23 protein-coding genes, 1 tRNA gene and 1 riboswitch are annotated in these 22,135 nt (G+C 70.8%); of the genes, 13 read left to right on the top strand and 11 right to left on the bottom strand.

What is annotated here, in order from left to right; all coding sequences use genetic code 11:
- Positions 1–283: 283 nt before the first annotated feature.
- The 3 genes from BUE48_RS03970 to thrC form a co-directional block, all read right to left on the bottom strand.
- The gene (locus tag BUE48_RS03970) at positions 284–484 is read right to left on the bottom strand and encodes a cold-shock protein (protein ID WP_012851178.1); all 201 of its coding nucleotides are present in this window, start codon (positions 482–484) and stop codon (positions 284–286) included.
- Between the two features lie 340 nt (positions 485–824).
- A complete protein-coding gene (locus BUE48_RS03965) occupies positions 825–1,103 on the bottom strand; it encodes a MoaD/ThiS family protein (protein WP_012851177.1) in 279 nt (92 codons plus the stop codon).
- Positions 1,104–1,156: 53 nt separating this feature from the next.
- Complete coding sequence (gene thrC / locus BUE48_RS03960) at positions 1,157–2,398, bottom strand: threonine synthase (protein WP_012851176.1); 1,242 nt, start codon at positions 2,396–2,398, stop codon at positions 1,157–1,159.
- Between the two features lie 15 nt (positions 2,399–2,413).
- Positions 2,414–2,555: riboswitch (SAM riboswitch) on the bottom strand.
- Between the two features lie 395 nt (positions 2,556–2,950).
- Between thrC and BUE48_RS03955 the strand changes: the two genes are divergently transcribed.
- Positions 2,951–4,432 (top strand): alpha,alpha-trehalose-phosphate synthase (UDP-forming), encoded by a 1,482-nt coding sequence (locus tag BUE48_RS03955; protein WP_286988883.1) that lies wholly within the window; start codon positions 2,951–2,953, stop codon positions 4,430–4,432.
- A gap of 7 nt (positions 4,433–4,439) precedes the next feature.
- Here BUE48_RS03955 and BUE48_RS03950 read toward each other — a convergent pair whose 3' ends face one another.
- Together BUE48_RS03950 and BUE48_RS03945 are read right to left on the bottom strand one after the other, a co-directional pair.
- A complete protein-coding gene (locus tag BUE48_RS03950) occupies positions 4,440–5,456 on the bottom strand; it encodes a sulfotransferase family protein (RefSeq protein WP_286988881.1) in 1,017 nt (338 codons plus the stop codon).
- Between the two features lie 115 nt (positions 5,457–5,571).
- The gene (locus BUE48_RS03945) at positions 5,572–6,123 is read right to left on the bottom strand and encodes an RNA polymerase sigma factor (protein WP_012851173.1); all 552 of its coding nucleotides are present in this window, start codon (positions 6,121–6,123) and stop codon (positions 5,572–5,574) included.
- A gap of 126 nt (positions 6,124–6,249) precedes the next feature.
- Here BUE48_RS03945 and BUE48_RS03940 point away from each other — a divergent pair, with 126 nt between their 5' ends.
- Together BUE48_RS03940 and BUE48_RS03935 are read left to right on the top strand one after the other, a co-directional pair.
- The gene (locus tag BUE48_RS03940) at positions 6,250–8,241 is read left to right on the top strand and encodes a serine/threonine-protein kinase (protein ID WP_286988879.1); all 1,992 of its coding nucleotides are present in this window, start codon (positions 6,250–6,252) and stop codon (positions 8,239–8,241) included.
- 168 nt (positions 8,242–8,409) lie between these two features.
- Positions 8,410–8,997 carry a PadR family transcriptional regulator gene (locus BUE48_RS03935; RefSeq protein ID WP_012851171.1) on the top strand — a complete coding sequence of 196 codons (588 nt, stop codon included), beginning with the start codon at positions 8,410–8,412 and terminating at the stop codon, positions 8,995–8,997.
- A gap of 21 nt (positions 8,998–9,018) precedes the next feature.
- Here BUE48_RS03935 and BUE48_RS03930 read toward each other — a convergent pair whose 3' ends face one another.
- The 3 genes from BUE48_RS03930 to BUE48_RS03920 all read right to left on the bottom strand — a co-directional run bounded on the left by BUE48_RS03930 (position 9,019) and on the right by BUE48_RS03920 (position 12,595).
- Positions 9,019–11,265, bottom strand: a complete 2,247-nt coding sequence (locus BUE48_RS03930; protein ID WP_286988878.1) for a serine/threonine protein kinase — start codon at positions 11,263–11,265, stop codon at positions 9,019–9,021.
- 159 nt (positions 11,266–11,424) lie between these two features.
- The gene (otsB, locus tag BUE48_RS03925) at positions 11,425–12,258 is read right to left on the bottom strand and encodes a trehalose-phosphatase (protein ID WP_286988877.1); all 834 of its coding nucleotides are present in this window, start codon (positions 12,256–12,258) and stop codon (positions 11,425–11,427) included.
- A gap of 19 nt (positions 12,259–12,277) precedes the next feature.
- Positions 12,278–12,595 (bottom strand): DUF3263 domain-containing protein, encoded by a 318-nt coding sequence (locus tag BUE48_RS03920; protein ID WP_012851168.1) that lies wholly within the window; start codon positions 12,593–12,595, stop codon positions 12,278–12,280.
- Positions 12,596–12,763: 168 nt separating this feature from the next.
- On the opposite strand from BUE48_RS03920, the gene BUE48_RS03915 reads away from it, so the two are divergent.
- Positions 12,764–13,582, top strand: a complete 819-nt coding sequence (locus BUE48_RS03915; RefSeq protein ID WP_012851167.1) for an SAM hydrolase/SAM-dependent halogenase family protein — start codon at positions 12,764–12,766, stop codon at positions 13,580–13,582.
- A 10-nt stretch (positions 13,583–13,592) separates the two neighbouring features.
- Here the strand turns inward: BUE48_RS03915 and BUE48_RS03910 are convergent, their stop codons facing one another.
- Complete coding sequence (locus BUE48_RS03910) at positions 13,593–16,073, bottom strand: S8 family serine peptidase (RefSeq protein WP_286988874.1); 2,481 nt, start codon at positions 16,071–16,073, stop codon at positions 13,593–13,595.
- 309 nt (positions 16,074–16,382) lie between these two features.
- Positions 16,383–16,850, bottom strand: a complete 468-nt coding sequence (locus tag BUE48_RS03905; RefSeq protein WP_286988872.1) for a hypothetical protein — start codon at positions 16,848–16,850, stop codon at positions 16,383–16,385.
- Between the two features lie 138 nt (positions 16,851–16,988).
- Between BUE48_RS03905 and BUE48_RS03900 the strand changes: the two genes are divergently transcribed.
- Positions 16,989–17,062, top strand: a tRNA-Thr gene (locus BUE48_RS03900).
- A 295-nt stretch (positions 17,063–17,357) separates the two neighbouring features.
- On the opposite strand, the gene BUE48_RS03895 is transcribed toward BUE48_RS03900, so the two are convergent.
- Positions 17,358–17,516, bottom strand: coding sequence for a hypothetical protein (locus BUE48_RS03895; protein WP_012851164.1), 159 nt, complete (start codon positions 17,514–17,516; stop codon positions 17,358–17,360).
- Positions 17,517–17,861: 345 nt separating this feature from the next.
- Between BUE48_RS03895 and BUE48_RS03890 the strand changes: the two genes are divergently transcribed.
- The 8 genes from BUE48_RS03890 to BUE48_RS03855 all read left to right on the top strand — a co-directional run bounded on the left by BUE48_RS03890 (position 17,862) and on the right by BUE48_RS03855 (position 22,133).
- Positions 17,862–18,284 carry a YbaB/EbfC family nucleoid-associated protein gene (locus BUE48_RS03890; protein WP_169312992.1) on the top strand — a complete coding sequence of 141 codons (423 nt, stop codon included), beginning with the start codon at positions 17,862–17,864 and terminating at the stop codon, positions 18,282–18,284.
- A complete protein-coding gene (locus tag BUE48_RS03885; protein WP_012851162.1) occupies positions 18,281–18,601 on the top strand; it encodes a WXG100 family type VII secretion target in 321 nt (106 codons plus the stop codon). The genes BUE48_RS03890 and BUE48_RS03885 overlap by 4 nt, the downstream gene beginning before the upstream one ends.
- 6 nt (positions 18,602–18,607) lie before the next feature.
- Positions 18,608–19,099: a WXG100-like domain-containing protein gene (locus BUE48_RS03880; protein WP_286988870.1), complete on the top strand. Its 492-nt coding sequence runs from the start codon at positions 18,608–18,610 to the stop codon at positions 19,097–19,099.
- A complete protein-coding gene (locus BUE48_RS03875) occupies positions 19,092–19,625 on the top strand; it encodes a hypothetical protein (RefSeq protein WP_286988868.1) in 534 nt (177 codons plus the stop codon). Before BUE48_RS03880 ends, BUE48_RS03875 begins: the two co-directional genes overlap by 8 nt.
- Before the next feature lie 151 nt (positions 19,626–19,776).
- Positions 19,777–20,472: an SUKH-4 family immunity protein gene (locus BUE48_RS03870; RefSeq protein WP_286988866.1), complete on the top strand. Its 696-nt coding sequence runs from the start codon at positions 19,777–19,779 to the stop codon at positions 20,470–20,472.
- Positions 20,473–20,536: 64 nt separating this feature from the next.
- Positions 20,537–21,013, top strand: a complete 477-nt coding sequence (locus tag BUE48_RS03865; protein ID WP_286988864.1) for an SUKH-4 family immunity protein — start codon at positions 20,537–20,539, stop codon at positions 21,011–21,013.
- A 431-nt stretch (positions 21,014–21,444) separates the two neighbouring features.
- Positions 21,445–22,023 (top strand): SUKH-4 family immunity protein, encoded by a 579-nt coding sequence (locus tag BUE48_RS03860; protein WP_041439295.1) that lies wholly within the window; start codon positions 21,445–21,447, stop codon positions 22,021–22,023.
- Complete coding sequence (locus BUE48_RS03855; RefSeq protein ID WP_169312991.1) at positions 21,942–22,133, top strand: nucleic acid/nucleotide deaminase domain-containing protein; 192 nt, start codon at positions 21,942–21,944, stop codon at positions 22,131–22,133. Before BUE48_RS03860 ends, BUE48_RS03855 begins: the two co-directional genes overlap by 82 nt.
- The last annotated feature ends 2 nt before the right edge of the window (positions 22,134–22,135 follow it).

Raw genomic sequence — 22,135 nt, 5'->3', positions numbered from 1 at the left:
GAAGTTCTGCCCCGCTCGCGGCCTTTCAATCACCGGTCTTTTTCAGGCGCATGGTCCAAGGTGCCGGGGACGGGAGCCCGGGGTGTCCGCCGCCGGCTGCGACGTCTCCGTCTGGGGCTGTGAAGCCGGCGTGTTGAACGCAGCCGCCCGGAGCATCCGGCGGGAGACCGGCGTCGATGCCTCGGCCGGCTCGCGGCCCGTCCGTCCGCATCGTCTGGACGGGCCTTGGGTCACGGAGGGAAGCCGCGCAGGGAGGCGGCCGGCGGCCGGGCGATGCCCGCGCTCACAGAGTGCGGACCGATTCGGCCTGCGGGCCGCGCTCGCTGTGGGCGATCTCGAATTCGACGCGTTGACCCTGCTCAAGGGTGCGGTAGCCGTCCATGAGGATCGCGGAGTAGTGGACGAAGACGTCCCTGCCGCCGTCGACCGCGATGAAGCCGTAGCCCTTTTCGGCGTTGAACCACTTGACGGTGCCTTGCGCCATGCCAACCCTGTCGCCGCGCCCGCGGCCGCTGCGGGACGCGGGGGTCTTTCTCCGGTCCCGCCCCTGTCACCGCGGAACCGGGGTGATGATTCGGGAGCGACCCTATCGACGTGACACCGGTTGTGGGAGGCTGTGGGACGGCCGGTTATGGTCACCGGGAATATTACGCAGTCGCAGGGGCGGCGGACGGGGAAACGAAAATCCCGCCGGAACAATCCCGAACATCCCCTGATCGGCCGTAGCGCCCGCCCCGTCCGATAAGAACCGAAAAGTCGGTCAAGAGGGGTGGGGAGAAACAAAAGAGCGGGATGCCCGAGCGGGCATCCCGCATGATGCCGGGTCAGCCTCCGGCGACGGCCGGGATGATGGAGACCAGGGTGCCGTCGGGGGTGGCGGTGTCCAGGCCGTCGGCGAATCGGACGTCCTCGTCGCCGACATAGACGTTGACGAAGCGGCGGATCTTGCCGTTGTCGTCCAGGACGCGGGCGGCGATTCCGCTGTAGTTGGCGTCGAGGTCGGCGATGACCTCCCGCAGGGTGGCGCCGGTGGCCTTGACCTCGGCCTCGCCGCCGGTGTAGGTGCGCAGGATCGTCGGAATGCGTACGGAAACCGTGCTCATGGGCGTCTTTCCACTCGAAAGTTCGGGACTGCGGTGACCGGACCGGGGAGGGCTCAGGCCAGGCCGGAGGCGCGGAAGTCCTCCAGGGTGGGGGCGATCTCGGCGGACGGGCGGGCCACCGGCGCCACGGCGTCCAGGGTCTTCAGCCCGTCGCCGGAGTTGATGATGACGGTCTCGGCCTCGGGGTCCAGCGCCCCGGAGGCGATGAGTTTGCGCAGGCAGGCCACGGTGACGCCGCCGGCGGTCTCGGCGAAGATCCCCTCGGTGGCGGCCAGCAGCCGGATGCCTTCGACGACCTCGGGGTCGGAGACGTCCTCGACCGCGCCGCCGGTGCGGCGCACCACGTCCAGGACGTACGGGCCGTCGGCGGGGTTGCCGATGGCCAGCGACTTGGCGATGGTGTCGGGCTTGACCGGGCGGACCACGTCGTGGCCGGCCTTGAAGGCGGCGGCGACCGGGGAGCAGCCGGTGGCCTGGGCGCCGAAGACCTTGTACGGCTTGTCCTCCACCAGGCCCAGCTTGATGAACTCCTGGAAGGCCTTGTCGATCTTGGTGAGCTGGGAGCCGGAGGCCACCGGGATCACGATCTGGTCCGGCAGCCGCCAGCCGAGCTGCTCGGCGATCTCATACCCCAGCGTCTTGGAGCCCTCGGCGTAGTAGGGGCGGACGTTGACGTTGACGAACGCCCAGTCCTCCTGCTCGCCGGCGATCTCCGAGGCCAGGCGGTTGACGTCGTCGTAGTTGCCGCGGACGGTGACGAAGGTGCCGCCGTAGACCGCGGTGGTGATGATCTTCTGCTGCTCCAGGTCGGCGGGCACGAACACGGCGCTGCGGATGCCGGCGCGGGCCGCGGCGGCGGCCACCGCGTTGGCCAGGTTGCCGGTGGACGGGCAGGCCAGCACCTTGAAGCCCAGTTCACGGGCGGCGGCCAGGGCGACCGCCACCACCCGGTCCTTGAAGGAGTGGGTGGGGTTGCCGCTGTCGTCCTTGACCCACAGCTTCTGCATGCCCAGCGACTCGGCCAGGTGGTCGGCGCGCACCAGGCGGGTGAAGCCGGGCTCGGTGTTGGGGGTGCTCTCCACGTTCGCCGGGACGGGCAGCAGGCCGCGGTAGCGCCAGATGTTGCGCGGGCCGGATTCGATGGACTCCCGGGTGACGCCGGCGAAGTCGTAGGCGATCTCCAGCGGGCCGAAACACTGCTCGCAGGCGTAGCGGGGACCGAGTTCGTAGGATTGTCCGCACTCGCGGCAGGTCAGGGACGTGGCAGGTCCGAGATCGGCAGCATCAAGTGCCATGGAGCGAGGCCTTTCTCCTCATCTGTCCCGCGCCACCTTGGTCGCGGGCCGGAATTGGCACCCTGTCCCGGCCGGCCTCGCAGGTCGCGAGAGCGTCAGCACCGGGAGGGTTGCCGGGGCTTCACAGGGCCGGTCCCTCCACCCCTCTGGATGAGCGTTCTTCAGTTGCGTATTCAGTTATGTCTCCACTGAGTGGACACGCAGCGTGACTGCCACCCTACCGGAATCCCGAGATTCCTCTCGTTCCCCGAAGGTTCAGTGGAGTTCCGTGCGGGACTTTACCCGATTTGCCCACATCTGAGACACCAGCGTCTCAGTTAGTGAGATGTTCCCACCGGGACGCAGAGATGAGTCGGGACGGTTCGAAAACACCGCACCGGCCGCGCACACACCGCCCGAAAAGCCCTCTTGATGATCATTAACGCCCGAACCGGGCGGCCTTATGGCCCCGGTGTGACACTCGCCACGTCCCCCGTTGTGAGCCCCGCCGGAAGCAGGACATACAGGGGCCGTACAGAAGAGGTTTTACGCAGACATGTCAAACTGCCGAACATGAACGACTCACAGGGCGGGGTCACCGACGGTCAGGTCCTGGTGGCCTCGAACCGGGGCCCGGTGTCCTTTTCGCTGTCTGAGGACGGCGCGCTGACGATGCGCCGCGGCGGTGGCGGCCTGGTCTCCGGACTGGCCGCGGTGGCCGCCAAGAGCGGCCCCCACGGAGAAGGCGGACCGGAGATCGTCTGGGTATGCGCCGCCCTGTCGGACGCCGACCGGCTGGCGGCCCGGCAGGCCCCCGACGGACGGCTCGACAAGGCCGGGCACGACACCGGCGGGGCCAGCGTGCGGATGCTCGACATCCCGGCGGCCACCTTCCAGCGCGCCTACAACGGAGTGGCCAACTCCACGCTGTGGTTCGTCCACCACATGCTCTACGACACCCCCAACGCGCCGCACTTCGACGCCCGCGCCCGGCGCGACTGGCAGTCGTATGAGGCCTACAACGCGGCGTTCGCCGACGCGCTCGCCCGGGACGCCGCGCACGGGGCCAAGACCGCCATCCAGGACTACCACCTGGCGCTGGCGCCCCGGATGCTGCGCGAGCGCCGTCCCGACCTGAAGATCGCCCACTTCTCGCACACGCCCTGGGCGCCGCCGGAGTACTACCGGATGCTGCCCGACGACATCGGCGTGCAGGTGCTGGAGGGCATCCTGGGCGCCGACCACGCCGGTTTCCTGGCCGAGCGCTGGGCGGCGGCGTTCCTGGACTGCTGCGAGGCGCTGCTGCACGCCAAGGTCGACCGGGCCGCCCGCACCGTCTCCTACCGGGGGCACCTGACCCGGATCGGCGTGCACGGCCTGGGAGTGGACGGCGCCGAGCTGATCGAGCGCGCCCGCCGGGAGGACGTGCGGGCCCGCGAGCAGGCGCTGCGGGAGCAGGTGGGCGACCGGCAGCTGATCGTGCGGATCGACCGCACCGAGCTGTCGAAGAACATCGTGCGGGGCCTGGCGGCCTACCGCGAGCTGCTGACCAACCATCCGGAATGGCGGGGACGGGTGGTGCACCTGGCCTTCGCCTACCCGTCGCGGCACGACCTGCCGGAGTACCGGCGCTACACCGAGCAGGTGCGAAAGCTGGCCGACCAGATCGTGGAGGAGTTCGCCACCCCCACCTGGCAGCCGCTGATCCTGCAGGTCAACGACGACTATCCGCGGTCGCTGGCGGCCTACCGGATGGCCGATGTGCTTTTGGTCAACCCGACCCGGGACGGCATGAACCTGGTGGCCAAGGAAGGCCCGGTGCTGTCGCGCAACGGCTGCGCGCTGGTGCTGTCGCGGGAGGCCGGCGCCGCCGCCGATCTGGGCGAGGACGCGCTGCTGATCAACCCGTTCGATGTGTCGCAGACCGCCGAGACGCTGCACCGGGCGCTGCTGATGTCGCCGCGCGAGCGCGCCGAGCGCTGCCGCCGCCTGGCCGCCGCGGCGACGGCGCTGCCGCCCCAGCGCTGGTTCGCCGACCAGCTGGCCGCCCTGTAGCCGCCGCTCAGGCGGTGGCGCGTTCGCTGTCGCCGGAGCGGTTGAGGCGGCATTCGACCGGGCCGGGCTCGTTGCGGCGCGCCAGGCGGTCGCGCAGGGCGCGCCGGCGCTGGGTGGTCTTGCGGCGGACGGCCACGCGGGCCAGGCGCAGCACGTGGGTCATGGACGGGCGTTCACTGCCGCTCACCTCATAGCCGTAGGCGCGCAGCCGCGAGCCCAGGGCCTTTTCGGCCAGGGCGATCTCCCAGGGCTCCAGGCGGTGCGCCCAGGAGCCGACCCGGCCGGTGGTGATGTCGCTCTGGGTGCGTTCATGCCACCTTTTGTTGGGCGGCACGGTCAGCTTGGCGATCTCCTGGGGGCGGGTCATGCGGGGGTCGAAGTCCTCGCCGAGGAACTTGCACAGCTTGGCCAGCTCGCCGGCGGGGTCGGCGACCAGGTGCTCGTACTGCAGCTCGTAGTAGGTGTCGGGGCCGAGCTTGCGGGCGTAGCGGCGGCCGTAGTCGATCGCCTCCCGCCAGGCGCAGATGGCGTGGTAGGAGCCGAGGTTGTACCAGGGCATCTCCTTGAGGGAGGCCACGCAGTCCCGGCCGTCGCGGATCAGGTGGATGAACTGGGCGTCCGGCCACATGCGGCGCAGCACGTCCACGTGCTTGAAGTAGCTGGGCCGCTTGTCGCCCCAGCGGGGCTTGCCGAAGCGGCGGGCGTAGGCGCGGAACACGATGCCCAGCGCCGAGCCCAGGGTCGGGGGGCCGGCGACGATCTCCTCGATGACCTCATCGGGGTCCAGGCCCAGGTCGTGGAACTTGGTCTCCCGGCGCCTGACGATCCACTCCGCCAACGCGCGGCGATTGTCCGGCACGTGCAGGTCCCCGAAGCGGTGCCGGGAGGCGTAGGCCTGCAGCAGGAACCGGGTCTCGGCCGGGATGGCGATCCGCTCGTGGGAGTGCAGCATCAGCTGCAGCAGAGTCGTCCCCGACCGTGGGCATCCGATGACGAAGATGGGCCGATCAGATTGCGAAGCCATGCGCTTCATGCTGCGCCAGCTTGGGCATGAGCCGCCGCTGGCCTGCTGTCACGATGGCCGACCCATTACCGAGTCTTGACCCGGGGGCGAGGCGCCCGCCGCGGGTGCCGCGCGGTCAGGTGTAGGACTCCCCGAGGGTCTGGCGGACCTGCTTGCGGGCCTCGTGGATGCGGGATTTCACGGTGCCCAGGGGCAGGCCGAGCTGCTCGGCGATCTCGGAGTACTCCAGCTGGGAGATGTCCCGCAGCACCAGCGCCTGGATCAGGTCGGGCTTGCGGGCCTCCAGCTCCTCCATCGCGTCCAGGATGTCCACCCGGGAGCCGGCGATGACGCTGGTGCGGCGCGGGTCGGGACGCTGCTGCGGCAGCTCGCCGGCCTGTTCCAGGGAACGGCGCTTGAGCGAGCGGTAGGTGGAACGCGCCGAGTTGGCCACCACCACATGCAGCCAGGTGCTGAACTTCGAGCGCCCCTCGAAACGGTGGATGTTGCGCGCCACCTGCAGCAGCGCGTCCTGGCAGGCCTCCTCGGCGTCCTGGCGACAGGGCAGGAACCGGGCGCTTTGCCGCAGCACCTCCGGTTCGATCCTGCGCAGCAGTTCGTTGAGTGCGTTCTGGTCGCCACGGGCTGCCTGAGCGGCCAGTTCCTCGGTCCGTTCGTCAAAAGCCATGGCCGCCTCTGTCTTCGTGCCGGTCGGGTCCCGGGCCGCCGCCTGCGGCGCCTTCCCCGATGCGGACCATTTCTTTGCCTCCGGCCTGTGTCCCCGTGTCCCCCGTTTGTTGGGCATGATACGTGGGTGTCCATACCGTCTTCAGTCGGCCGTTACCGAATCGATCGCGTCCTGGGGTCCGGGGCGTTCGCCTCAGTGTGGCTGGGGCACGACGACGCGCTGGCCGTCCCTGTAGCGATCAAGGTACTGTCCGGAAGCCTGCTGGACGATCTGGACGTGCGCAACCGTTTCCTGGAGGAGGCCCGCATCCTGCGCAGGGCCGACTCCGAACGGCTGGTCAGGGTGCACGACATCGGGGAGCTGCCGGACGGCCGCCCCTATTTCGTGATGTCGTACGCCGACCGCGGCACGCTGGCCGATCGCATGCGCGGTGGGCTGCTGCCGGTCCCCACGGCCCTGGCGTTCGCCGAGGAGATCGCCCGCGGGGTGCAGGTCATCAACCAGCTGGGAGTGATCCACCGCGACCTCAAGCCGTCCAACGTGCTGTTTCAGTCCACTCCGGACGGCGGGGAGAAGCTGCTGATCGCCGATCTGGGGCTGGCCAAGGCCATCGCGCACGCCTCCGGGGCGTTCACGCTGCCGGTGGGAACGCCCGGTTACATGTCTCCTGAGCAGGCCCGTTTCGGCGGCGGGCTGGACGTGCGGGCCGATGTGTACGGGCTGGGCGCGCTCACCTACCACATGCTGACCGGCAAAGCGCCGGGTCCGGCGCCGGTAAAAACTCGGCCTAGCGAGCTGCGCGCGGAGCTTACCCCGGAGTTCGACCGTGTGATCCTGCGCGCTATGGAAGTCGACCGGGAGAAGAGATGGCCCACGGCGGAGGCGTTCGCGCAGGCGCTGGTGGCGCTGCGGTCCTCGGTGGAGGCCGAGTCCACGGGCGGAGGGCGTCCACCGGCGGAGGCGGCGCCCGCCGGGTCTGAGGCCGCCGCACCGCCCGCCGAGGGCGGACGGGCGCGGCCGGAACCGGCCACCGCGCCGGATGTGCCCTTCGCGGAGCCTGCGCAGGCGCGGCCGGAGCCGGCCGGCGGCGAAGGCGCCGCGGGTTCCCCGGGCGAAAGGCCCATGCCGTCCGGCCTGGAGCAGACGGTGGTGGACAACCCGGGCCTGTTCGACGCGGCCGGGCAGGCTCGTCCGCCCGCCGGAGACATCGGCCAAGAGCGCACGGTGGCGATGTCCCGCGAGCAGTTCCCCGCCCGCCCGCACGGTGGAACGCCCGAGGTTCCCTTCGGGCCCGCCCGAACCTCCGGCGGGCCGGGCCGTCCCGGCGACGACGGCGCCACGGCGGTGCTGCCGCCGCCTCCGCAGGGAGGCGGCGCTCCGGGCGGGTTCCAAGGTCCTCCCCCGGCTCCGCCTCCCGGCCCCGGCGGGCCCTGGGGTCCCGGCGGTCCGGGCGGTTCGACGGCCGCCCCCCGCCCGTCGGCGGGCGAGGCGGAGCAAAAGCGGCGCAGGCAGCTGCTCGCGCTGTCGATCGGCGCCGGGCTGGTGGTCATCGTGATCGTCGGCGGGCTGCTGCTGAACGCCATCGGCTCTGGCGGCGGCGCCAAGCCCGCCCCCTCCCCCACGCCGCCGAAGGACTTCGTGGCGGTCAGCGACGCCTCCGGCAAGATCCGCGCCTTCGTGCCCAAGGCCTGGCCCAAGCTGGCCGAGCCGACGACCTGGCAGCCCTCGTCGGTGGGCCTGTCGGGCGACACCCAAAGCAGGCCGGTGCTGCGCGCCACCTCGGGGAGCTTCCAGCAGTTCCTGGACAGCACCGCCAAGACTCCCGGCGTCTTCATCGGGCTGACCACCGACGTCGGCGAGGGCAGGCTGCCGCCGCCCGGGGTCTCCGAGCACGACCAGTGCACCAAGGGGCAGCCGGAGAGGTACACCACCCCCGACCAGAGCCTCAGCGGGACGATCATCCGCTACACCGGCTGCAGCACCGGCACCCCGTCCATCACCGAGGTCGGCCTGGTCGACCGGACGGGCAAGTTCGGGGTCTGGATCCGGGTGAAGGAGATCGACGACCGCAAGGTCACCAACGACATCCTCAACAGCCTCAGGCTGGCCGCTCCTTAAAGCGGCTCGCCGACCGCGCCGCGGCCGTCCGCACGTTCCGCCGGACGGCCGCGGCGGCGTATTCGGGGCCCGAACCCTTCCCGGCCGCGCACGGTTGCCTCGTGACTCGTAAGCGATATATCGTCAATACATCGCGACAGTACGGACATGTGTGGAGAGGAGAACACGATGCACCGCATGTTCGCCGGCATGACCCCCGAGGAGGCGCGGATCCGCCTGCGCCGGGGCGCCTTCGGCCCCTGGGGAGCGCCGTTCGGCCCGCCGGGTCCCGATCTTTGGGGCGGCCCCCACGGCCGCCGGCACGGCCGCCGCATGAAACGCGGCAACGTCCGGGCCGCGCTGCTGGCGCTGCTGGCCGAGCGCCCCATGCACGGCTACGAGATGATCCAGGAGCTGGAGAACCGGACCTCGGGGGCCTGGCGGCCCAGCCCCGGCTCGGTCTACCCCAACCTGCAGATGCTGGAGGACGAGGGCCTGGTCACCAGCCGGGAGGAGGGCGGCAAGCGGCTGTTCTCACTGACCGACACCGGCCGGCGGGAGGCCGCCCGGCACGGCGACGCGCCCTGGCGGGAGTTCGCCGAGCAGCCCGACGAGGGCGTGCTGCACACCCGTGAGGAGGTCGGCCGGCTCCTGAACGCCCTGCAGCAGGTGATGGCCGCCGGCAGCACCGAGCAGCGGAGCCGGGCGCTGGAGCTCATCGCCGACACCCGCCGCAAGCTCTACGGCATCCTCGCCGACGACCCCGCGGCCGAATGAGCGCCCCCGCGGCGGGCGGCGTCAGCGGGGAAACGGCACCTCCTGGGCGAGGGCGCTGGTCATGTACATCTGCTTCCAGACATAAAGCCCCAGCTCCCCGGCTCCCGGGTCCCGCCGCAGCGGCACGTCCAAGGTCACCCTGACCACATAGGAGGCGCCGGGCGGCATGTACTGGCCCCCCTGCGCACCGCTCACCGGGGCGCCGCCCGCCAGCCGGAACATCACATGGGGCTTGGCCGGAGGAGTGCACATGTCCTCGGGCACGCCGTTGTGCCACATGCACAGCCCGCGCGACCGCTCCGGCAGCAGGTCGCGCTTGATGAACAGGTCCACGGCGTACAGGTCGAGCGGCACCGGCTTGTTCATCAGGTTGCTGATCAGGTACTCGGCGTAGACGTACGCCGCCCCCTCCCCGTCCTTTGACGGTCCCCCGGTCGGGGCGGCCCCCGGGCTCACGCCGCTGCCGATCGCCGCCAGCCGGTAGCGCTGCCCGTCGATGGTGGAGATCTCCACGGGCGGGCCGGTGTGCGGAGCCGCCTGGGCCTGCGTCGGCGCCTCCGCCGAGCCGCCCACCAGCCCGCTCTTCCAGGCCACGAGCGCCCCGCCGGCCAGCACGACGACGGCCACCAGCCCGGCCAGCAGGCCGTTGCGCCGGCCCGTCCGCCGCGGTGCGTCCCGCCGCCCGGAGGCCCGCCCCCGGATCGTGACCTGGATCCCGCTGGTCTCGTGCACCCGCATCCTCGCGCCGCCGCTGGTGGCGGCGGAGGCCACCAGCCGATCTTCAGGAACCGACAGCCGGGGGCCCGGTGCCGATCCCGCGGTTCGGGAAGCGGGTTCTGCCGCGCCCGCGGCGTTCGCCCGCGGGGCATATCCGGCGGGATCGGTCACGCGGTCAGCGGACGCGGGCTCCCCGGCCCCCGCCGCATGGCCGGGCGCCGAACCCGCAGGGTCCGCCTGAGAGGCATACCCCACGGGACCTCCCGCACGGTCAGCGGACGCGGGCTCCCCGGGCCCCGCCGCATGGCCGGGCGCCGGGCCCGTAGGGTCCGCCTGAGAGGCATACCCGACGGGACCTCCCGCACGGTCAGCGGAGGCGGGCTCCTCGGGCCCCGCCGGGCGGTCGGGCATCGCCGGGGCCGCGGACGCCGCATGATCGGTCCCGGAAGAACCCGCGGGGTTCGTCCGGTGGGCGGGCTGCGGGGGCGTCACCGGGTCCGTGTGCGGACGGCCGGGAGCGGCCGGCGGAGCAGCGGGCCGCCCGGGTCCCTCCGGCCCGCCGGCGGCGGGAGCGGGGGAGCGTCTCGAGACCGTGGAGTACTTGGGCGTCCGGGGTTTGGCGGAGGGCGCCGGGGCCACCGCGGGCATGGGGCCGCTGTCCCTCCGGTGCGGCTCGGGGGTGCCGGCAGGGTTCTCCGCAGGCGGCGCCGCGTCGGCCGGTGCGTCCCGGCCGGGGTGCTGCAGCCAGGCGGCCACTTCCGCCGCGGACGGCCGTCGCCGCGGGTCCTTGGCCAGACAGCGCAGGACGATCTTCTGCAGATATTCCGGGAGCGCCCGCAGGTCGGGCTGGTGGTGCAGGACGCGGGTCGCCGTGGCCGGATCGTCGTCCGGGCCGAAGGGGGGACGCCCGCCGGCGGCGAAGACCATGGTGGCCGCCCAGGCGAACACGTCCGAGGCGAAGGTCGCCTCCGCGCCGCCGAGCCGTTCGGGGGCCTGGAAGGCCGGCCCCCTCTCCCGGCCGCCCGCCACCGCGCCGAGGGCGAAGTCCACCAGGCGCGGGCCGTCCTGGCCGAGCACGACCAGGTCCGGGCCGAAGGCGCCGTGCACCAGCCCGGCGCGGTGCACGGCGGCCAGGCCCTGGATCGTCCCGTTCGCCAGGCGGTGCAGGGAGGAGCCGGTGCGCGGGCCGTGGCGCTCGACCACCTGCCGCAGGGTCGGCCCGGCGACGTGCTCGCTGACCACGTAGGGGGGCTCGGCTTCCAGGTCGGCGGCCAGGACCCGCGCCGTCCAGGGGGAGTCGACCCGCCGCGCGGCCGGAATCTGCCGAAGCGCCGCGGCCTGCCGCGCCACGGCCGGCGCCCGGGTGGCCGTGGCGCCGCCCCGGCCCCCGCCGAGGAGATCGGCGGAGAGCGTGCGGACCACCACCGGTTCGCCGGAGGGTCCCTCGCCGAGGTAGGAGACGCCCCGCTCGTCGGCTTCCCGGCGTCCGGTCAGGCGGAATCCCCCCAGAAACTCGGGGTCCTCCGGCCTCAGCGGTGCTGCCTCACGCATGATCGCTCTCCGCTCCGGTGCCCTTTCGTAATCCGCCCTAGTTTGTCGCAATTTGCCAGAGATGAAATAGGCGGCCGGAACAAAACAGCGATGGGGGCGCCCTTCAGCCGGGCACACAAGATGAGATGTTCTCGCGTTTCTTTCGGTCGGTTCCCCCGCTCACGCCAGCGCGGCGGCCAGCCTGCCGAGCAGGTCCACCACGCCGGCGGGCCCGTCCACGACCAGGTCGGCGCGCTCGGCCAGCGCGGTGACCTCGGTGGAGCCGCTGCAGATCTTGACACCGGGCACGCCGCGGGCGCGCAGCTCCTCCACCGCCGCGTAGGCCGCCAGGTCCCCCAGATCGTCCCCGGCGTACAGGACGGCGGAGGGAAAGCCCGGCCGGGCGCGTTCGTCCAGGAAGTTGCGCAACGCCACGCCCTTGTCCACGCCGGGCGGGCGCAGCTCGAGCACGAACCGGCCCGGCTCCACCCGCAGCCCGGTACGCTCGGCCAGCGCGTGCAGCGGGTCGCGCAACCGGTCGAGGGCGGCCTGCGGCTCGGCACAGCGGCGGGTGTGCACGGCCAGCGCATGGCCCTTGTCCTCCACGTGGGTACCCTCGGGCGCGCCCGCCTCGGCCAGCAGCCGGGGAAGCTCGGCGCGCACCTGCGCCACCCCCGGCGGCGGCTCGGGCGTGGTCAGCTTTCCGTCCTCCCAGCGCTCCAGCCCGTACTGGCCCAGCACCACCACGCCGTGCAGGTCGGCCAGCCCGCCGTAGTCGACCGCGACGGCGGCGGGCCGGCCGGTGATGATCACGATCGCGCCCACCAGGGGGGCCAGGCGGCCCAGCGCGGCGGCCGCGCCGGGATGGGCGCGGGCCTGCGCGGGGTCCTCGACGATGGGCGCCAGCGTTCCGTCGAAATCCAGGCCCAGGACGGCATCGCCGGGCGCTTTGCGCAATGCGGCCAGGCCGTCGTTGCCGGCGTCCGTCAGGGCGTTGAGTGAAGGTGCGCTCACTCCTCCAGTGTCGGACAGGTCAGGTTCGGATGCCCAGCCGGCGTGCGGCGCGCTGCCGCTGCCGCTGGGCGCGCATCCGGCGCAGGCGCTTGACCAGCATGGGGTCGTGCTCCAGCGCCTCGGGACGGTCGATCAGGATGTTGAGCAGCTGGTAGTAGCGGGTGGCCGAGATGCCGAGCTCTTCGCGGATGGCCTGCTCCTTGGCGCCGGCGTACCGCCACCACTGCCGTTCGAAGGCCAAGATTTTGCGGTCGCGTTCCGACAGCAGGCCGGCCGGGAACGCCACGTCGTCCACCAGGTCGTCGTTGCCGGGTCTTGGGGCTGAACCGTCGTCCATGGGAGCCCTCCTGAGCGAGAAGCCCGCGGGCGCGCGGCCGCGCGGATCGTTCCCCTCTGTGGTCGCTGATCCCCGGTCGTCCGGGTTCGGGCGGGGCCTCATGCTAGCGGCCCGAGCCGACGTGCACCGGCTGTTCCCGGCGAACCGGGCGACGTACGCTGTGGGCGTGTGGCGGGTTACCGGTATCTGACATTCCTCACCGACTACGGCCTGGAGGACGGGTTCGTCGCGGCGTGCCACGGCGTGGCGGCCCGCATCCGGCCCGGCGTCCGCATCATCGACATCACGCACCTGGTGCCGCCGGGCGACGTGCGGCGCGGGGCGATCGTGCTCGCCCAGACCATCCCCTACCTGCCGCCCGGGGTGCACGTGGCGGTGGTGGACCCGGGGGTGGGCACCGCGCGGCGGGGCGTGGCCGTGGCCGCCGGGGAGCACGTGTTCGTGGGCCCCGACAACGGACTGCTGTCCTGGGCGGTGCGGGAGGCGGCCGGCGACGGGCCGGTGCGCGCCCACGAGCTGACCAACGAGGAGCTGTGGCTGCACCCGGTCTCGGCCACCTTCCACGGGCGGGACATCTTCATGCCGGTGGCGGCGCACCTGGCGGGCGGGACCGCGCTGGAGGAGGTGGGCCGGCCCCTGCCGCCGGAAGACCTGATGCTGCTGCCGCCACCGGTGCGGCGCATCCGGGACGGCGCGGCCGAGGGCGAGGTGCTCACCGTGGACCGCTTCGGGAACGTCCAGCTGTCGGTGACCGCCGCCGACCTGGAACAGGTGGGCGTCCGGGCGGGTGAGCCGATGCTGCTGTCGCTGAGCAGGCGCCGCCTGACGGTGCCCTACCGGCGGACGTTCGGCTCGGTGACGCCCGGGGAGCTGGTCGCCTACGCGGACTCGGCGGGGTGCATAGCGCTGGCGGTCAACACCGGGAACGCCGCACAGCGCCTGGGGCTGCCGCCGGGAGCGCGGGTGCGCATCGCCCCGGCGCCCTGACCGCCGGCGGTCACCACCACGACGGCCGCCGCTCCCCGTCCTCTGACGAGCGCCAAGGGTCGTCGCCCTCGCCGGGGTCGGCGGCCCGTGGGGGCACCTTCGGCAACGTGCTGGTCGCCGCCTCCTCCAACGGGACCGGCGCGTCGGAGGCCGACGCGGAGACCACCGGCAGCGCACTGGTGGCCGCCTCCTCCAAGGGGACCGGCGCGTCGGCCTCCGTCAGGGAGACGGCCGGCAGCGCGCTGGTCGGCTCGTCCTCCAGCGGGACCGGCCGGCCGGCGGACAGCAGATCGGCGGCCGAGGGGGAGACGGTCGGCAGCGCGCCGGTGGGCTCCTCCTCCGGCGGGACCGGCCTGCCGGTGGAGTCGTCATCGTCCGGCGGCAGCCAGGACAGGTGCTGCGGGTCCACCTTGGGGATCGGGGCGGTGCGCGAGCCCGGATCTCCTTGGGGGAGGTCCGCCGGGGCGGCCGGCCGCTCTTCAGGGTCCGGGCTATCCGGCCGGACGGAACGAGCGGAGGGCTTCTCCTCCCACGGCGCCGACGCGGCGGAGTTCTCCCGGAAGGAGCCGGTGGTCTCCGCGCGGGGAGTGTGCGAGGCGGGTCCGGCGTCGGCGTCCGAAGCGGCGGGCTCTTCGGGCCGGTTGCGCCAGTCCTCCCAGGCGAACGAGGCGGACGGATCGCCGTTGCCGGACCTGGTGCCGAACCGGCCGCTGAAACCGGTGCTCAACGGGTCCTCGTCCAGGGCGGCGAAGGACGCGCCCCGACCGGGCGGCTCGGGCGGCAGGCCCGTGCCGAAGGGCGGGGAGTCGCCGGAGGCGGCCGGCTGCGTCCGCTCGCCGCTCGGAGAGAAGGGACGAAGGTCGTCCAGGTCCGGGGAGTGCCGGCCGCCGTTGCCGGACGGCCCGGTCGCCGGGTGGGGGTCCTGCGCGGACGAGCGGGTGAGGGAGCCTGCAGCGGCGCCCGTCTCCTCCGCCGGGGACGACGCCGGCGCGGGGGTCGCCCACGGCGGCTCGGCGGGCGCGCCAAAGGTGCCGTGCCCGCCGTCCCGGCCCGGCCGCTCCGGCTCCAGGGCGAAACGACCGGGGCGAGGGGACCCGGCGGCCAAGGGCTCGGCCGGCCGCGCCGGGGCGTCCGGCGGGGCCGCGCCCGCGACGGCCATCGCCGGTTCCCGGGACGGCTCGGCGCCGCTCTCCTCCGGGCGGCGCCGCTGCCGCCAGCCGAGCACCACCCCGACCACGACCAGCAGCGCGCCGCCGCCGAGGATGCTCCACAGCACGGCCCCGGGCTCCTCGGCCGATGCCGGCTCGGCGGCGGGAGCCGGGGTGGAGGTGGCGTCGCCCGTGGGGGCCGGGGTGGCGCCGTGCGCCGTCTTGTTGATCTGGTGGGCGGCGTAGACGGCGCGCACCGCGTCCAGCGACCTGGCGCACACGCCCGTGCCGGCGCGCGGGATGGAGCCGCGGATCAGCGCCTGGCGGACCTGTTCGGGGGTCAGCTGCGGGTAGCGGGAGCGGATCAGCGCGGCCACGCCCGCGACGATGGCCGACGACGGGCTGGTGCCGGTGCCCAGCACGTACCGGTTGCCGGGGGCGGTGCTGATGATGTCCACGCCGGGCGCGCACACCGACACATAGGAGTTGCGGTTGGTCTCCGGCCAGGTCTGCAGCCGCCGGTCCACCGCCCCGACCGCGATCACGCCGGGGTAGGCGGCGGGGAAGTTCTTGCGGTTGGCGCCGGTCCCGTCGTTGCCGGCCGAGGCGATCAGCACGACGCCCTTGGAGAGGGCGTATTTGATCGCCGCCTCCTCGCTGGAGCTGCCGTTGTAGTAGGACCGGCCGCCGCCCAGCGACATGTTGATGATGTCGGCGCCCTGGTCCACCGCGTACCTGATGCCCCGGGCGACGGCGTCGCGGTTGCGGCCGTCCAGTGCGCCGCTGCGCCGCAGCGGATCGTCGTTCTCCCAGGTCACCCGGATGGACAGGATCTTGGCCTGGGGGGCGATGCCCATGATCCCGGCCGATGCGGCCGGGCCGTTGCCGTGCCCGGCGATGATGCCGGCCATCGCGGTGCCGTGCCCGCCCCAGTACCTGCCTCCGGGACGGCGGGTGCGGCCGGTGTAGTCGGGGCCGTTGGTGACCTGGCCGATCAGGTCCCGGTGCCGGCCGTCCACTCCGGTGTCGAGCACCGCGACGGTGACGCCCTCGCCCTTGCCCCAGCGCCAGGCCTTGGGGACGCGCAGCGCGTTCAGGTACCACTGCCGCCCGCGGACCTGGTCGGTGGCGGCGGCGGCCTGCATCGCGCCCACGGCGGGCGGCCCGCTGCGCCCGGGCCGGGCCGCGGGGGAGGCGTCGGATTCCCGCAGCATCACCACGGGGACGACCGCGGCCGCGATCAGCGTCACGAAGGCCAGCGTGGCGGTGACCCTGGTCAGCACGACCGTGAACCGCCCGCCCGGCCCGCCGAGGTCCTCCCGATGGGGAGGCTCGTCCGGCACGGGTCGGTGTCGGCCGTCGGCTGACACGGCACCACCCTCCTCCCGGCCCGCACTGCCGTGATCGACGTGCGGACGGCTCACTTCTGCGTCGCACGGACCGCGACGGTGGACATCGAGCCCCGGGCCGGCCGAGACCAGCGCACCCCCGTGGCATCTCCTGGGGCGGCCAACATTGTGCCATGCGGCCCTTGATCGACTCGGGCGCTCAGGCACATCAGAGACGACCGTGGGACATCGAGCCACCAATGTGTTCTTGGGCACCTTACGACCGCAGGGGCCCGCTCCGACACCCCGAAGGCGCTTGTAACGCTACTTACACGTACTGTAAGGGCGATCGCAGTAGATGATCCGTCCGGAAAGCTCGGGCCGCACGGCCTCGACGAAGGCGTCCGGACCGGTGACCAGCCACCCGTCTCCGACCAGGATCGCAAACGGCGCCCGGTCGCCGGTGGCCGCCTGGGCCGCGCCGGTCTTCCAGACGGCCAGCACCGAGCGCAAGGTCAGCCCCAGCTTCGGGTCGAGGATCTGGGCCGCCACGTACCGGTCCCGGTAGCGGCATTCGACCCGGTCCCGCTCGTCCTTGCACTCGGTCGCGCCGTGCTTTCGCAGCACCGCGGCGATCTCCCCGACCGGCCCGGTGGCGCTGGCCTCCGGACGCACGGTGCCGCGGTCGCCGGTCCCCTCGCCGCCGTCCAGGAGCACGGCGACGATCCCCACGGTGGCGGCGACCGTGCCCACGGCCGCCCCTGACAAGGCGAGCAAAGACTTGACCTTCACCCGCCCCAGCATGCCCTACCGTCCAGTAAGCCCCGTCCGTATCACCACGTGACTCAGGCCACGTGAGCGATCATCCTCGGAATCCGGGCGGCCAACCGCCGGCCGGCAGCGGTATTGTGGCCACCGGCACATGCGCCCGCCCCTGTAGCTCAGCTGGCCAGAGCAGCCGCCTTGTAAGCGGCAGGTCGCCGGTTCGAACCCGGCCGGGGGCTCTCAGCCTCTGTGACGTGCAAGGAGCCGTCTTCGGCCATGTGACGGGCCGCCCGCTACTGAACCTTTTTCAGCATGTGGCCCAAGGCGCCGTGGACGAGGGCTCGAAGGTGTCCGGTACTGCGGCTTTCCAGGTCACGGCATTGCCCCTGACTGCGATGTCCCCGTCTCGGCCTGCGGAAACGGCGTGTTGAAAAGGTCCGGCGCCTCCTGCGCCATGGTCATCCCCGCTCATGGACGCCCCTGTCCGCAGAGATGGCCAGGACCCCGCCTCCCAAAGCCCCGGGAACCGGGCGATCAGTGGGACAGCGACGCCTTCAGCACGACGACGATCAGGACCGCCGGCAGATTGATCAGTCCCGACAGCATCACGGTCCCGGCTGTGCGCCCATCCGGCGCGCCGCTGCCATGCTCCAGCCCACTGGCCTGCGTCGCTTCGCCCTTCGCCGTCGACACGGCGGGCCGCCCGGTGTCCAGGGGCTGCCGCTCCGGCGAGCAAGGCGCATCCGCAGACGACGTTCTGTCGAGAAAGCAGCGGGGCAGCGGAAATTCCGGAGGACTCGCACGGCGAACAAAGTGCACGTGTTCGCCCGGAAAACCAGAAATACACCTCTAACCTACATGAACATCAGGGTGGCAGCCTAGTGCCACATCGAACAAAAAGCCCCATATGCCTTCAAAATGCACAAAGAGTCATAAAGTGCACTAAGCAATAGTATTGTCACACTTGTTCCTTATGGTCCGGCGCACCGGTCGCAGGGAGCGGCCGTTCAGCGCCGGCCCGGCGGAAAGGTGATGGCATTGGCAGAGTTCGCAAGCGCCGAGTTCGACCGCATGCTGGCTGAGGCCAGGTCGATGCTCGATGCGATGCGTTCCGGAAGGTCGGCGCCGTCCGATGAGGAGGAGGTCAAAGGCGTCGGGGAGGCTGCGGACGGTCGCGTGACGGTGACCGTGAACAGCAGCGGCCTGCTGGAGAGCGTCGAGCTGAACCCACGGCTGCTGCGCCTGCCCGCCGAGGAGATCGGCGAGCACATCGTGACGGCGGTGAACGCGGCTTTGCAGGACTTCCGCACCAAGGCGAATCAGGCGGTGGGCGCCGCGTCCGTGGACCTGAACGCCCTGGCCGCGAGCATGCAGGAGCTGCAGGACCAGAGCGTGCGGCAGATGGCGCAGATCGGCCAGGCGTTCAACGAGCTGCTGACCAAGCTGGACGGCATGCGATGAGCGACTACCGGATCCAGGCGCAGAGCATGCGCACCGCGGCCAGCGAACTGGAACGCGCCGGGGAGCGGCTGGCGGAACAGTGGAAGGCGATGCTGGCCGCCGTCCAGGGGATGGGCGAGCCCTGGGGCTCCGACGACATCGGAATGCTCATCGGGATGAGCTACAAGGCCATCGAAGCGCAGGCCGACGAGAGCCTGACCGGCGTCGCCGAGGAGCTGGGCGCCATGGCCGAGGGCCTGCGCCGGGCAGCCGACAACCACCAGAAGGCCGAAGAGAAGAACATCAAAGCCGTTTCCACGGTCTATCGGAACGGATGACGCACAGTGGGACTGCAACTCCCCGGTGAACTGGTCTCCCTGCTGGGCATGCTGGGTTATACCTGGCCGGAGGCCGACGAGAGCAAGCTGTTCCGGCTCGGCTCCCAGTGGATGGGGTTCAGCGGCGCCCTGAACGAGATCGCCGCCACCGCCGAGGGGGCCGCCCAGAAGGTTCCGTCCGTCAACACCAGCGCCGACATCAAGGCGTTCCAGTCCGCCTGGTCGGCCGAGGACGCCCCGCTCCCGGTGCTGCGCAAGGCGGGCACCGGCGCGCTGGCCGTCGGCGGCTGCTTCATGTTCTGCGCGGCCGTCGTGCTGGCTTTGAAGATCAACATCATCATCCAGCTGACCATCCTGGCCATCCAGATCGCCCAGGCCATCGCCACCGCCCCAGCCACCTTCGGCGCGTCCCTGCTGGAGATCCCCGTCTTCAAGATGATCACCGGCATGATCATCGACTTCCTCATCGACCAGGCCATCGGGGTGCTCCTTGGGTAACGGCAGCAAAAAGGGCGCCGGCGAGGAGATCGCGGCGAAAGGCGCGGGAATCTTCGGCAAAGCGGCGGAAGAGCTGTTCGAGCTGCCGAACAAGGCAGGCAAGCGCATACACTTCCTGCGGCCCATCAAAAGCAATCATGTTCACGCCCGCGGCTACAGACTTCCTCGCCTGAAAAAGGCGAAAAACGACCCGTCGCCAAATATGAGCCGGCCGGTGACGCGCAGCAGGACCTGCGGGACGCCGTCAACCTCGCCCGGCGCCACAACAAGGACACCGGCGGAAACTACGCCGCCTACCGGTACATCGACAAGGACGGGAATGAGAGAATCCTCGTCGCCCGCGGCGGAAAAGAGGACGAAAAAATCCCGGGAAATACAGACAGTACGCCTATCACTCCGAGCAGCAGGGCGGAGCTTTCCTACTGGACCAATTGAAAGCAAAAAACATTCTCAAGATCATCGAGGTGTACACCGAACGATCGCCCTGCAACATCACCTCCCAGCAATGCGGCGCCTGACTTTATGAGTACTTCCAGAAGCACGAACCCAACTTCAAGATCACCTATGATGAGCTGTACGACACCGCAGAGAACAAGAAGAAGGCCAACGAAAGAATCAAGGCCAAAGCCAAAGCCCTGCTATCGGAAGAAGGGATATGATCCCGGAAAGGAGGTAGGATGACCGTACGGCTGACCCGTGAGCAGCTCGCCGAGGCGTACGGGGAAGAGAATCTGCTGACCATCCCCGCCGACCGGCTGCCGGACCTGCTCATCCACCAACCGACCCGCGATTTCCTCACCTCGGTGGGCCTTCCCGACTCCACGGCAGGTGGCCTGGTCGACGTGGACGAGGCGTTCGCGGCCGGGCTACCTCCCATGTCCGAGCACGAGTACTTCGGCAGCGGGGAGCACGGAGGGTGGGAGCTTCCTGCCATGTGCGCCGATTTCCTGCTGCTGGGCGACTGGAACTCTGCGGTACTCGGAGTGGTCGGGTTGAACCCGCGAACCGGCGCCGTCTACGTCGTCTCCGAGATGGAATACGAAGACGAGGCCGCACTGCTGAATTCTGACATCACCTGTCTGGCCTACTTCCTCTACATCCTGGACCGCGCTCACCAGCCGGACTTCGACCCTGCTCGCTTCCTTCCCCCCGGCGCCGTCCGAGCCGACCGCGAAGAGCTGCTCAGCGAACGCATCCGCCACGTGCTCCGGCAAGCGGACCCCGCCGCCCTGGAAGGGGGGACGGCATCTGGGAGGGCGTCCTGGCGGATATGGACATGCTCTGACCGGCCAGCCCTTTCAAAGACGACTCCATGCCCGACATCATCAAACGTAAGCAATTGGTCGAGATATTCGGCGCCGAAAGCCTGTTGACCGTTCGGCCCGACCGTCTTTCCGCATCACCCGCTCACGAACCGACCCGCCCTTCCTCACCGAAGTGGGATTCCCCGACGAAGAATCCCAGGGGATTCTGTGGGTGGATGAGCGCCTCACCACCGGGATGCGCCCCTTCCCGGAATCTGAATTCTTCGACGATGTCAAGTGCCCGCCCGACTGCCGGGACTACCTACTGCTGGGCGAACTGGAAGCGGCAGTGGTGGGCGCAGTCGGCATAGACGGAGCGTCCGGCACGGTCTACCTGGTCTCCGAAATAGACGAGACCACTCCGGTGGTACTGAACTCCAAAATCGCAAACCTGGCTCATTTCCTCTACGTATTCTCCCACTTCGAACCCATATACGACGTCAATAATTACCCGAAGAACGCGCCAACCGACTACCTGGGCCATCTCTTGGTCGATGTGGCGGACTTCATGCGCAAGAAACTCGTGAAGGCCGACCCCATCGCCTTTGAGAGTCCGGAGAACATCTGGGACAGCCGTCTGGGAGAGGTCTCCACCGGCGCCTGGCCCTGATCCGCCATACCGATGAACCTTCAACACGCCGTCTTAGCAGGTCGAGACAGGGACATCGCGGTACCGGACACCATCGGCGATCCCGTCCACAGCCGCCCTGAGCCACGCGTTGAAAAGGTTCAGTGACTCAACGCGGGCTGATGCCCCAGATCAGATGTGCGGCGTAATAGAGTCAGCAGTACCGGCGGCCCGATTCGGGGCTGAATGCACGGTGGCGGCGAGAAACACCGACGGTGAGGCGACCATGACGACAGCGCTCGCTCAACGGATACAGGCTCATTTCGGTGAGCAGGGGATACGCAGGTTCACGGCCGGGGAGATGGCCGGGGTGCATGTCCCGGACGCCGCCGTGGCGCAAGTCATCGAGCTCGGCATGCCCGTGCGGGTCGGGCCGTACTTCACCGCCGCCGAGGCCGACCCACCCCATCGCCTTGGGAGCGTACGCCTCCTCGATCGGCTTCGATGTGGCCGAAACCGAACCCGGCGAGCAGGCCGCCGGCCGGCTGCGACTGGGCACCGATGAGGGGGCGGAGATCTGCGTGGACGCCACCGGGCGGGTGCAGGCGGTGTTCGTTCAGGCAGACGCTCCCTCAATGCATGTCAGCAGCGGCGTGGAGGCGTTCGCGGCGAGCCTGCTGACACTGGATGAGTACCTGCCGGTGCTGGCCTCGCCGGGACGGCGCAACCCCGCCGAGGTGTTCCGGGAGATGCGCGGGCGGCTGCTGGAGATCGACGCGGCGGCGCACGAAGATGATGAGGCATGGTGGCCTCGGGTGCTAGAGCAGATCCGGCACGCGCTGAGCTTCCCGTTCTCGGCGGCGTTCGAAGTGGTTGAGCCGGACGGACGCAAGCACATCGAAACCGAGCAGGCGCAGGTGGGCCTCCCCCACCCCGAGCAGATGCTGTGGGCGAAGCTGGAGGCGCGGGGGTGCGGCCAGAGCAGATCAGCCGTATCTACATCGAACTGGAGCCGTGCTTCCTGCCCGGTAACTACTGCGCGATGTGGCTGACCATGTTCCCCAACGCCGAGATCTCCTACAGCTACCCCTACGGCGCCACAATGCAAGAGCGCGAAGAAGGCTTCCTGCAACTTATGCGCGAAGCCGCCGAGCAGGGCTGAAC

It is taken from the genome of Thermomonospora sp. CIF 1 (assembly GCF_001896795.1).
Classification (GTDB): Bacteria; Actinomycetota; Actinomycetes; order Streptosporangiales; family Streptosporangiaceae; genus Thermomonospora; species Thermomonospora curvata.
This window is presented reverse-complemented; position numbering and strand designations above follow the sequence as displayed.